Source organism: Streptomyces spiramyceticus, from assembly GCF_028807635.1.
In the GTDB taxonomy this organism is placed as follows: Bacteria; Actinomycetota; Actinomycetes; order Streptomycetales; family Streptomycetaceae; genus Streptomyces; species Streptomyces spiramyceticus.
Map to the genome: position 1 here is coordinate 651,265 of NZ_JARBAX010000002.1, position 12,097 is coordinate 663,361.

At 67.3% G+C, this 12,097-nt stretch carries 7 protein-coding genes and 1 pseudogene; 6 read left to right on the plus strand and 2 right to left on the minus strand.

All coding sequences use genetic code 11. The features are described 5' to 3' along the window. The first annotated feature begins 90 nt into the window (after window positions 1-90). From PXH83_RS26470 to PXH83_RS26490, 6 genes and pseudogenes are all read left to right on the plus strand, one after another. The gene (locus tag PXH83_RS26470) at window positions 91-1,239 is read left to right on the plus strand and encodes an ROK family glucokinase (RefSeq protein ID WP_214925549.1); all 1,149 of its coding nucleotides are present in this window, start codon (window positions 91-93) and stop codon (window positions 1,237-1,239) included. Then, window positions 1,239-1,826 carry a hypothetical protein gene (locus PXH83_RS26475; RefSeq protein ID WP_274563692.1) on the plus strand — a complete coding sequence of 196 codons (588 nt, stop codon included), beginning with the start codon at window positions 1,239-1,241 and terminating at the stop codon, window positions 1,824-1,826. The genes PXH83_RS26470 and PXH83_RS26475 overlap by 1 nt, the downstream gene beginning before the upstream one ends. Window positions 1,827-2,406: 580 nt before the next feature. Further along, a pseudogene (locus PXH83_RS32590) lies at window positions 2,407-2,487 on the plus strand (hypothetical protein); the annotation flags it as partial. A gap of 28 nt (window positions 2,488-2,515) precedes the next feature. Then, window positions 2,516-2,644, plus strand: a complete 129-nt coding sequence (locus PXH83_RS26480) for a hypothetical protein (RefSeq protein ID WP_274563695.1) — start codon at window positions 2,516-2,518, stop codon at window positions 2,642-2,644. Window positions 2,645-2,739: 95 nt separating this feature from the next. Continuing rightward, window positions 2,740-3,882: a hypothetical protein gene (locus PXH83_RS26485; RefSeq protein WP_274563697.1), complete on the plus strand. Its 1,143-nt coding sequence runs from the start codon at window positions 2,740-2,742 to the stop codon at window positions 3,880-3,882. 299 nt (window positions 3,883-4,181) lie between these two features. After that, the gene (locus PXH83_RS26490; protein WP_274563699.1) at window positions 4,182-4,946 is read left to right on the plus strand and encodes a Shedu anti-phage system protein SduA domain-containing protein; all 765 of its coding nucleotides are present in this window, start codon (window positions 4,182-4,184) and stop codon (window positions 4,944-4,946) included. A gap of 106 nt (window positions 4,947-5,052) precedes the next feature. Here PXH83_RS26490 and PXH83_RS26495 read toward each other — a convergent pair whose 3' ends face one another. Together PXH83_RS26495 and PXH83_RS26500 are read right to left on the minus strand one after the other, a co-directional pair. After that, complete coding sequence (locus tag PXH83_RS26495; protein WP_274563700.1) at window positions 5,053-5,931, minus strand: hypothetical protein; 879 nt, start codon at window positions 5,929-5,931, stop codon at window positions 5,053-5,055. A 506-nt stretch (window positions 5,932-6,437) separates the two neighbouring features. Beyond that, a complete protein-coding gene (locus PXH83_RS26500; RefSeq protein ID WP_274563702.1) occupies window positions 6,438-11,882 on the minus strand; it encodes a sacsin N-terminal ATP-binding-like domain-containing protein in 5,445 nt (1,814 codons plus the stop codon). Window positions 11,883-12,097: the final 215 nt, after the last annotated feature.

The window sequence follows — 12,097 nt, forward strand, 5'->3', positions numbered from 1 at the left end:
GCCTGCCGACCGCGGCCGTCCCGCACCCCGCCCCACCGGGTGGCAGAATCGGCTTCCTGACCGCCACCGGCCCACGACCCCGCAGGGGACATGAGCACGTACCGAGACTTCGCGCACCGCGGCTCCGCCCGCGCCACTGTCCTGCGCACTGTCGGGACCCGTGAGCGGCGCTCGCACCTCAGCGCGCCCCGGGTGCCGACCGTCGGGATCGACATCGGCGGTACGAAGGTGATGGCCGGTGTCGTCGACGCCGACGGCGTCATCCTGGAGAAGGTCCGCACCGAGACACCGGACAAGTCCAAGAGCGCCAAGGTCGTCGAGGACACCATCGTCGAGCTGGTACTGGACCTCTCCGACCGCCACGACGTCCACGCGGTGGGCATCGGCGCCGCGGGCTGGGTCGACGCCGACCGCTCCACGGTGCTCTTCGCCCCCCACCTGGCCTGGCGCAACGAACCCCTGCGCGACGCCATCTCGGCGCGTCTCGCCGTCCCAGTCCTGGTCGACAACGACGCCAACACCGCCGCCTGGGCGGAGTGGCGCTTCGGCGCGGGACGCGGCGAGGACCACCTCGTCATGATCACGCTGGGCACCGGCATCGGCGGCGCGATCCTCGAAGACGGCCAGGTCAAGCGCGGCAAGTACGGCGTCGCCGGCGAATTCGGCCATATGCAGGTCGTGCCCGGCGGCCACCGCTGCCCGTGCGGAAACCGCGGCTGCTGGGAGCAGTACAGCTCCGGCAACGCGCTCGTCCGCGAGGCCCGCGAGCTCGCCGCCGCCGACTCCCCGGTCGCGTACAGCCTCATCGAGCGCGTCGGCGGCAACATCCACGAGATCACCGGACCACTGATCACCGAGCTCGCCCGCGAGGGCGACGCGATGTGCGTCGAGCTGCTCCAGGACATCGGCCAGTGGCTCGGCGTCGGCATCGCCAACCTCGCCGCCGCGCTCGACCCCTCCTGCTTCGTCATCGGCGGTGGCGTCAGCGCCGCCGACGACCTCCTCATCGGCCCGGCCCGCGACGCCTTCAAGCGCCACCTCACCGGCCGCGGCTACCGCCCCGAGGCCCGTATCGCCAAGGCCCAGCTCGGCCCCGAGGCCGGCATGGTCGGCGCCGCCGACCTCGCCCGCCTCGTCGCGCGCCGCTTCCGCCGCGCCAACCGCCGCCGCGTGGAGCGCTACGAACGCTACGAGCGCTACGCCCAGGCCATCCGCACCACGACCCAGGGACCCCAGTAATGACCCCGCACGTGCCCCGCCAGTCCACGTCCCCCGACGAGGGCGGCAACCCCGGACCCGCCGAGAACCGCCGCCACATGATCGCGCGCCGCTGGCTGACGGCGATCACCATCGTGCTGCTCATCGGCATTCCGGCGGGCTATCTGCTGATCTCCGCCGAGCAGAGCCGCGACAGCGGCCGCGACAAGGCGAAGGTGGCCTCCGCCACCGGTCTCACCGAGGGATTCCCCTCCAGGATGCATCGCCGTATCTACGACGTGCCGATCCCGAACGCGGGCAAGGACGTCGCGTTCTACGAGACGAACAACTGGAAGACCAGCCGCTTTTACGTCCAGTTCCGCACGATACCGGCGGACTTCGACTGGTTCCTGAATGACCTCGGGATCAACCGCGCCGCCCTCAAGGACGACCGCATCACCATCGGCAAACGGGACGCCGAGATCGCCGGCTGGACCTTCGACCCCAGCCGCGACTGGGCAGGAACCACGGTCAGGCAGAAGGCCCCGCAGCCCACCGTCGACATCACCGTCGACCGCACCGACCCGGCCCGCCCCTTCGTCTACGTCGTCTCCACCGCCACCCCGTGACCCCCTGGCGACGCCCCCCTTATGGACGGCCGCTCGCCCGTCGCTAATCTGGAGCGAGTGAGCCAAGAGACTGACACGAAGCCCCCGCAGCCCCTGCAGTACCGTTTCGACGGTCCTGAGGACGCCCCCGTCCTGATCCTGGGCCCCTCGCTGGGTACGACCTGGCACAGGTAGGCGGAACCGTCTACTAGCGTCCACGTGGTCCAGATCGACGCCGTTCACGCTGGTGGGGCCTTTGTGGTCCAGGTGCGTCGACGGTGTTGGTGACAGCGACGTGACACGTGATGGTCACTGAGGCCCCCGCCGGGCAGGTGCTGGCAGAGGGTCTCAGTGTTCCTCAGCGGTGAGGTCTGCTCCTCGCTCCTGCTGCGGCGTCTGCGAACGCCTCGATTGCCCGCAGCGGGCGGCGCAGCCGCAGGGCAACCTACTGAGGATCGGCCCGATCTCCGGCACGTTGGTGCCCTGCCCTCGTAGCGCACGCAGCCGTGTAGTCGCCCCGTCCATCGTGATGAAGGGAGTGCTGTAGCTGTAGCACGAGCAGATCGATGGCGCATTCTCCTTCGACACCGACCACTACGTCTTGGAGGCGAAATGGTGGAAGGACGCTGTCGGCCGCCGGGAGCTGGATGTCTTCAAGACCAACGTCGAACGCAAGGGCAAGAACACACTCGGCCTGTACAGCAGCATCAGTGGATTCACCGCAGACGCTCTGGCGGTCACTGCTTCGGGCTGCCGGCGTCAAGTACGAGCTGGCTGCGGAAGGCGAGGACCTCGGACGCCTGGCCGCCGTCACCGACGACGCCCGCAGCCAACTGTGATGCACCACGCCCTCAACGACAGCCGCTCCCGCAGGCAGCGGGCGGTTGACGTGAACCATCCCCGCGGCCGAATTGCATCGCCATACGCTTCTCCTATGAAGCCGAGCGACTTCTTCATCCAGATACCGGACGACAACTGGAACATGCACGACGAGTTCGACTCGAAGCTCGCCCAGCAGTTGCGTCAGGGTGAGCTGGAGGATCACAGCGACCTGGAGGCGGGGTACGCGCTCGCGCGGCTCGTGAAGTCGGAGCTGACGGCCTACGGCACTGACCAGAGTCAGAAGAAGCTCACAGACGAAGCCAGTGCACTGGCCATCCGCGCGCTCAAGGCCGTCTTGCGTCGCCTCGATGTCCCCTTCGATCCGCCGTTCAACGACTTCGACGGGTGGCACGGATACTGGAGCGCTCAAGGCATGACACATGGTGGCTCGTGGGCGCTGCGTCGCGGGTACATCAACGAGCTCTTCACTCCGGTGCTCGCCAAGTTGGAGGAGTTGGAGGACTCAGCGTCGGACACTCTGGGCTTCCGGGGAGTGGACGGCGAGATGAAGAACGTCATCTTCGCGTCCACCAGCTACAAGCCTGAGATCATCCTTCGCGATGCCATCAGCAACACCATCGAGGTCGTGTCCAACGCCGATACCTGCCTCGTCTACAACCGCGCGCTCACTCGCGCTGGTCTGACGTGGGGTGAGCTGACCTTCTGGTGGCGGCAGGAGCAAAATCTCGACTCAGCGACGGACGTCGAGGTACAGCAACACCTCTTCCGTAGGTTGTTGGCTTCCCTGGGGAGCCCGCCGGAGGAGTTGCTATTCCGTACCTACTGCGAGCGCTACGTCAAGGAAGACGGCGGGAATCTGCCCGCACTCCTCCCGCAGGTGTACCTGCACTACGACCCGCTTACCCGCAGGCAGCGCCGAGCGCTCAACAAGCCGGACCGTCTCAACCGTGAACGCATGGACTTTCTGCTCATGCTGCCGAGTGGTGCACGCGTCGTCCTTGAGGTGGACGGAGTCCAGCACTACTCGGTCGGCCCCGATGACGATAGAAGGCCCTCGCCCCAGCTGTACGGCGAGATGATGGCGGAGGACCGAGCCTTGCGACTGCGCGGTTACGAGGTCTTCAGGTTCGGAGGTCATGAACTCATGAGCGATAGCGCGCCAGACATGTTGCGCGAGTTCTTCACCGCGCTCGACGAGCGGTTCGGCTCAACGCAGTCAGCCCGCCCGCGGTAGCCGTTGGTTCGAGCTGAGCTAGGACGCGGGGCCGGCGCACGGTGAGTCGACGGCATCCAGGGCGCCTACGGTCCGATATGTCACGCGACAGCCAGACGGTTCACCAACTCGCCCTGGTAGCAGTCGTTTTCCGCCCTCGACCCTCCATCTCCATCCATACTGCTTCGGTGTACACCTTCCGCCACGCAGACACCGATACGAGTCCAGATCGTCCCCAGGCGACCACGTGGGAGGAGTACCGGTCTTGATTGCTGCCCCGGTGGAGGAGCCTTCTGGATTCCTCTCCCAGTGAGCGGGAGATGCAAGAGTTCTTGGAGCTGCACCCCTGCTTCCTCCCTGGCGCAACGGACAACATCGGCCCGGGAGGCCATCACGGGCCCTCGTTCTCCGCCGTGATTCGACAGCCTCCACTGAAGGGTCTTGGTCCAACGCGCGTCCCAGACTTCATGTGGGTCCGGCGGGACACAGGAGCCATCCGGCCGATCTGCATCGAGATTGAGAGCCCTCGGAAGACGTGGTTCAACAAGGGGTCGAGGACACCGACCGCCGAGTTGACGCAGGCGATCGACCAACTCACGGAGTGGAAGGTCTGGTTCTCGTCTCCAGAGAACCAGCTCATTTTTGCGAAGACATACGCCCCCAGGTGCTCGCACCGCCCGGTTGAGCCTCAGTTCGTCCTCGTCTACGGGCGAGACTCGGAGTTCCGTGCAGCGACGTCACCTCACGACAATCCCGACTACATGAGGCAGAAGCGCGACCACATGCCTCGGGATCGCGAGCACTACTACACCTACGACCAGTTGGCTCCGGAGCGAGAAGCAGCGGACTACGCCACCCTCACGTACCAAGTGGACGCATGGAGCTTGCACTCCGTACCGCCAACTTTCTCAACGGGCTACCACATCACGGACATGGGCGAGGCCATCCGTGATCCCTCAGAAGGGCTATCGCGACCGGACCTCATGAGCCCGGAGCGAAGGGCGTACATCGTCGAGCGCTGGGAGTACTGGCGCAAAATTGCATTCTCAAGACATGACTACTTCATCGCCGTTGGTCGCGAGTAGTCGCGATCACCGACCTCATGGCGCCACCGAAATCCGTGCCCTTCTAAGGGACATGGCCGGGCGCCAGATTGGTGGTCCAGTTCTAGCTTGCGGGAAGCCGCACTTCTCAGCTAGCCGAAGGCGAGGGCTGCTCACTGGTCACTCGAACGATCTTGAATATCGCCATGCTCACCAAGATCGGCGAGGCGCTGTCGCCGATGGGGTGGTCGTCGATCGTACCCGAGTAGACGGCGAGGTTCTTGGCCTTCAGCTCGTTCAGAAGTTCGGTGATCCCACGCTGAGCATCTCGTACTGCTGCGCGGGACCTTGCCTCCACGTCGCCGGAGATCTCAAGCCAGTCCGTGAACGTTTGGACAACGCCGTCTATGAGGTCCTCTTCCTCCTCGGTGCAACCATCCGGCTCGACCGCTGGCAACCAAGCAAGGGAGATGGAAAGGATCGGCCAGAGATCTCGGCCCGTCTGCATGTGGCTGAGCTGTACGACTTGAGGCTTCTCCGGAAGCTTCGGCCTGGGCTCGGCCGCCGAAATGACATCGATGATCCTGTCGACCTGCTCCCGCTTGAGCTTGCTGATCTCATCGGCGAGCATCTTGAGCCCCCACACCTCGATGATGACAGCGGGGTGCAACGGGCGAAGCTCGTTGTCGATGAACTGGTCGACCTCGCCCGGCAGCGTGTCGTTGGTGAGGAAGCGCCACACCCTCACGTTCCGATGCTCCTGGAGGCATCCCTCCAAATCACCGCGAATCTTCGCCTTGGTCTTGTCGATCCGCTCACCGCGTGTGGCGTGTGCTGCGAAGAACACCCGGGCCTTCGCGCAGTAGCCATCGTTCTTAGTGTCGCCCTTCGGCCCGGCCGCCCGCACTGGCTGGTAGTCACTGGGGTATAGCTCCAGGCCGAGGCGATCCATGCAGTCCTGGAAGGCGTTGCCCTCCAGGCGAAGGAGCTGACCTTCAACGAGCTTTCGCAGCGAGTTGTGATCCACGGCAGCTATTACCCCACAGCTCCTACGCAGTGCGCAGCTGGGTTGTGGGGATCACGGGGGCGGGGGCGGCTCGAGGAGGGTAGACCTGTTGCGAAATCGTCCGTTGCCTCAAGCGCTATGCCGCTCGGGAGGTCTTCCACCTGGTCGGACAGCTACAGCCAGGACCCCGCTCATAGGGGCTGTGGAACCCCCGCTGGTCAGGTGGCGACGGGGGTTCCTGTGTTCGGGGACAGCCTTTGGGATGGTGGAGCCCCGCCGCATCCACCTGGCGGGGCTCTGTGACGTGAGGGGGACATGGTCCATGACCTCACGTGTCAGGCGGCACGCATGGTGCGACAGCAAGTTCCCGATCGCGAGCGACGGAATGAACCGCCGCCGACCAAACCCGCGGGCCAGCGGTCTCGAGGAAGTCCGCTGCCGTACCGCGCCCCGATAGGGGCGCGGGGGACTGTGCGACTAGTTACGGACGACCCGCAGATTGCGCATCGGTCTTCCAGCGGAGGGCTCTAGTACATGCTGGGCAAGGTGAACCGCAGCCGCAACGCATTGCCCACCAGGCGGTACCCCGCGAGCCCGGGTGCCCCGAAAGGGTTGGGCAATGGCGTAATGCGGCGACGGGCGCCGTCCAGCACATGGGAGACGTACACGATGATGTACGTCTCGTCGGGCTTGAGGGCGCGTGCGCGGTCGACCTCGGACTCGCCCAACTGAATCTCTCCGTCGGCGCCCGTGGACGCCTTGGCCTCGAAGTACAGGGTCCGCTCGGGGGTGGTGATACGGAAGTCATAGCCGAGCCGGTCGTCCCCGATGCCATCCGGATAGACGTGCGAACGCAGGCCGGAGCGCCACGACTCCTGCTCCGGCACGCCATAGTGGCGGTGCAGCCACGCGCCGACGACCTTCTCCCCGGCGAGGCCGATGGCCAGTTTCGTCGCGGGATCCACCGGAGCCACCGTGTAACCCTCACTGCTTTCGCCGCGCTCCCTCCGGGACCGGGGGATCGTCGGCGGCAGCGAGGCCAACGGCGTCGGTGAGACGGCAAGTTGGTCCTCGGTCACATCGGCTGCCACCTCGCGGGCCAGCGTACGCAGGTCGTCCCGGCCGATGGGCAGGCGCTTTCCGCTGAGCACCACATGAGGGCCTGCGGCGAGCGGCCGCGCTCCCGTGACGAGGCCCGGCGGCACGCTTTGTCCGGCGGCCTGGGATGGGTCCAGGCCCAGGTCGGCGGAGGGGTAGGTGAGGGGCATGCCGTCAGGCCAGTAGCCGTGGTCGCTCAACCAGCGCGTCAGCCGCTGCTTGCGCAGCCGCTCGAAGTCGAGGAGTCCCTGCGCGTCCATGGCCCGCGCGACCTCCTCAACGGAGGGGAGCCCGTGCGCCCGTCCGCCGTCACCATGGAGGCGTACCCATGTGTCCAGGAGAGCGCGCAGCCGCGGAAGTTGCTCGTGCAGGACTCCCATGGATGCGTCGCGAAGCTCAGCAACGGGCCGTGTGGAGGCGCCGTCCTTGCCCGGCTGCTTGCTCTGCGCAGGGGACAGGGTGGGCAAGTGAGCGCGGGCCCACGCTTCCGCGTGCGCACAGAAGACATCGATCGGCACATTCCAGTAGATGTCGAGCCACTCCGGTGCCGACTCAAGACCTGGTAGCTCGCGTAGCTTGACGTATACCTCAAGCGCTGACCCGGCTCGATACGCGGGGATGAACGCATCGCGTACGCGATCGACGAGACCGGCCCGGTTCTGCTGTAGCCAATGCGCGAACTGGCGTGCGTGACCTGCTCTGTTGTGCACGGGCGCCAGGCCGAGGCTCCGCCACGCGCGGTTGGCGTCGGTCAGCTCGACGCCGAGCGTGGTGAGCCTGCGCTGCCAGTCGTCGTCATCTATGAGGCGCATCAGCGTGCGGGCGGTTTTGGGGTCCACCTGTGAGGCCAGCCAGTCGTGGAGCTGAGCGCGATCGTGGAATGTCTCCTGCCGGCGTTGGAGTTCCTCGGCGTGTGCGGCATCCACGCAGGCCAGGAGCGGGACGAGGCGAGCGCTGCCGGAGCGAACAGAGGATCGGTCGGAGAGCACGGCCTCCAGCTTGCCCACGGGGACGCGGAGGACGTCCGCGAGGTCCACGTCACCGACGTCTCCCGGCTCGGCGCATCGCTGGGCTAGCTTGAAGAGGGTCAGTTGAAGACGCTCGCTAAGAACCGGAGCCCCTACGAGGACTGCCACCGCGGGGGCCGCGTACTGCAGGATCTCCCACTCCGGAGCCTGACCACCGTCGGGGTGGACCGTCACGACGAGCCCCTGTTCTGGTGTCGCCTGGAACAGCGACCGCTCCGCCGTCTCGCTGGGCACGGCGTGACCGTCGACATACTGAACCGTGTGCGTGGCCCGCACGAGCCGGCAGGCGCCGATCCGCCGCGTGATCAAAGCGGGCGAGACATCCGTGAGCCGCCAGGCCCGCTCGGCATCGAACTCCACGAGCCCTGCCACCAGCGTCGCCAGCCAGGGCCCCGCGACCTCCGTCAGTGGATCACCGGAGGCATCGTCCAAGGGCAGCCCGTCCGCAAGGACCTCCACCACGGCTGCACTAGTCCGGCAGGTGGGGAAGGAAGTGCGACGACGCAGATAGGAGTTGACGCGATCCGCAAGGAGTCCGGCGCCGATCGGTAGCACGGGGACAGCGACGGCATCGAGGAGCCTGCGCTCGATGGCACCCTGATCGTCGGGGACGTATACGGTCTCGGGCTGGTGGTCCTCATCGGCAAGACCGTCCTTCGGTACTGCTTCGTCCTGCTCCGCACTCCGTTCCCGCTCCAGTTCTGTCCGCTCTCCGACCGCTTCGAGTGCGCCCTCACACGAGACCACAAGGTCGGTGACCTCCCCGAAGGCCGTGGGCGCCGGCCCGTGCGCGGGCAGCAGATCGCCCCACGCCTTCTCGTTGGCCTTGCGGACCAGATGGCCGAGCCGCCCGTGCCGCAGGCTCGGTGTGGACAAGACCAGCTCGGCCAGGTGATCGAGCCGGGCGAGTGCGGTCTCCGGATCGTCCCAACTGCGCACCCCCAGTAGGGCAAGGCGCACGCGGACGCGATCCGTGGCCCGCGCGAGCAGGGAGGCGGGTGCCGTGGTGAGGTACTCGGGCGGCGCACCCTCGCCCGACCACCACCACGCGCTGCTCGCATCCGCGAAGCGGGACGCAGCGGTCTGCCCAGCCTCGGGACGAGGGTCTTGCTGCGGGATCCAGGGCGCTTGAGCGAGGAACCCCGCCAGCGGCGTCGGCCAGCGCGTGCCGTGCCGGTCGGAACCGCCGGTGTAGGTCGTCTCCAGGACGGTGTCCGGCCAGGAGCTGAGACCATGGAGGATCAGCTCCGCGTACAGCTTGCGGCTGTCGTCGTCAAAGTCCCCGTAGTCGCTTTGGCCGGGCAGCGTGCACAGCGACTGCTGCGGGTGGTAGGACACCGTGCTGTAGAGCTCCCGCCGGCCCGACCAGTGGACCGCTGTCCAACGCCAGTTGAGCAGCTCCTGCCGTGTCAGCGGCAGGCTGGGGAACCCGGAGAAGCTATAGGGGGAGTTGAGGCTGCCGCCCTTCACGGAGTCGGACGTCATGTTCACCGGATGCCGCCGGGGACGCAGCCCGTGGCTGACGCCCTGCCGCTCCAGGAAGCGCTGCAGCGTGCCGGGATCCAGACCGGCCTCGTCACCGGACCCGAGGATCTCCTCCGGTGGCTCGATGACGCGCCCCGCGAGCTGCGCCAACTCGTCCGACCCGGGCGATTCCCGGGCGAGGAAACGCACCAGAACATCGTCGATGTGTCGCTGAGTCCCCGACCAGCCCGCGCCGAACATCGCGGTGCCCAGCGTGAACCAACCGCCCCGCGCGGGCCCCAACAGTCCCTTTACCCGCAGGCCGGCCCCGCCCGACTCCGCGAGGCTCGCTGCCCACACCACGCACGCATATCTCAGATACACGCGCAACGCACCGTCGTCGCCCCGCTCCTGCGCCATGGCCTTGGCCACCACGTCGAGGACTGCCTGGGGCACATATGCGTGCACCAACTCCTGCTGTTCCAGCCAGCGCAACCCTTGCGTGCGGCGGGTGGCCCGCTTCCCGTACCAGGGAATTCCGCCGTGCACGAAGCGGATGTGCTCCGCGAGCCGCTCAGGCACCCCTGAAGGGGTGGCGCCAGCCGTGTCCGCGGCCGGGCCAGTGGAACCAGCCGCGCTGATGGCTGACGGCTCCGCCGGCTGCGGCAAGAACACGCCCGTGCCGCCGGCGGGCAGCAGCTCCCCGCCGGAGCCGAGGAGGATCCGCTTGCCGCGCAGTGCACGGCCGCCGTCCGCGAGGCAGAGTGGCAGGTCGGAGTAGAAGTCCGCCCACGTATCTAGCTCCGTACGGCCGGTGTGCAACGCTGTAGCAAGCCGCTCCGCCCAGTCCGCGAGCTCCTGGGCGTACGGACCAAAGCGCAGGCCGTGCCGTTGGCCGAGCATCTCCAAACGGTGCAGCCGCGTCGGATGGAGCTCCGGGTCGACGAGATCCTCGACGCCCGCCGCAGCCAGCGCCTCCGGAGTGAACACCCTCGCCTTCTCGGGCTTCTGCCACACGAAGCCGCACGCGAGGGACGTGTGGTCACCGGCCGGGTGAAGCACCGGCAGGAAAGCGACCTTGTCGAGCTGTTGGCCCAATACTCGCATCGCGGCCTCCAGCCGGTGCACCTGAGGCGCGCTCCAGCACAACAAGTCGACGAGCGCGGCCGACGGAATCAGCCTGCGAGCCTCTCCGGGCAGCAGCGCCGCCAGCGCGCACGCGTGGGCCGCTGCGTCGAGCAGGAGAGCATTCCACGGCACGGCCTCGGAGAACGACCGGCGTTCGAAGGTGGTGAAGAACGGCGCGTTGACGAACCCGGGCACCGGACAGGGCGCCTCGTCCGCCATTGGCAAGAACGCGTACAGCCGCCCGGAGTCCAAGGGGTCGCCCGCCGGAACGGCCACGCTGACCTCCGCCGCGCCCCGCCACGAAGACCAGACCTTACTCATCACGCGCGCGTCGACGGCCCGCTCGATCGCCGCCCGAGCTGTGTCCTCGTCCACCTGGGTCTGTACCACGATGAGCCGCATGCGGCGCCGCAGTACCACCTCCTGCACGCGCAGTCCGTCCGCCGAGACGAGGGTGCGGACCTTCCTCTCATACGTCTCCGGGCGCGTCCGATTCTTGTCCTTGCCGCCGCGCCGCGTGATGGTCACCTTCGCCAGGCGGTGCAGGAACAGCTCGAAGGGCGCCTGAGAAGAGGTGAGTTCGGCGAGCTGCCGCTCGACCTCCTCGCGTGCCTGCGCCGAGCGCAGCGGGAGCCGGATGGCGGTCACGAAACCTCGCCGCCGGAACGACCGGACCCTCTCCGGGACGTCGTCCACTGGCACTGGCAGCTTCAAGGAGCTGACCCCGTCGCGCAGTTGCTGCGCCGCCGCCGGATTGCCCGGTGCCACCTGTTCGGCGATCCAGTCGAAGTCCGCGGGTTGGGCGAAGCGGAAGCAGAAACCGTCGAAGGTGCGCGCGTCCTGCCGGGACACGCTGTACACCTCGGGAGCGTCAGTGAGCTGGAGGACGCTCTTGAAACCGATGCCCTTGTGCCCGATGCCTTCGTCAGGGCTCTTGGGCGACAGGCCGACCGTGCAGACCCCCGTGAAGTCCCGGTCGCTGAACGGCCGTCCGCCGTTGGCCACATGAAGGACGCCGTGCTCGCCCTCGTCCTCGCACAACAGGAACTCGATCTGACCGCTGCGCCGGTTCGCCGGATGCGCGTCGTGCGCGTTCTGTAGCAGCTCTATCAGGACGCGGCCCTCATACCCAGGCGTGATCATCTCCTCGACGAGCGCCTTGAGCTCACCGGTGGACCGCCCGCTCGCCACATCCGCCAAGTAGCCCCGCGCCTCGACGAGGCTCTGCCTCAAGACGACGTCTCGCCACGACATACCCAAAGCTGCCGACCCTCCCGCTCCCCGCGTGATCCAACTCCTACGGCGAGGCTAGCGGCGGCCACTGACACTCGAAGTCCCCGTGGACCTCCTGCTGTTGTTCAGCGGTCCGCTGGAAGGCCAGTGCGCAATCTGCGCGCCGTCTGCGGCTGGTCGCGCACTTCGCCGCGCCCTATGAGGGCGCGGCGCCTCTCCAGAGACGAGGGCGATGC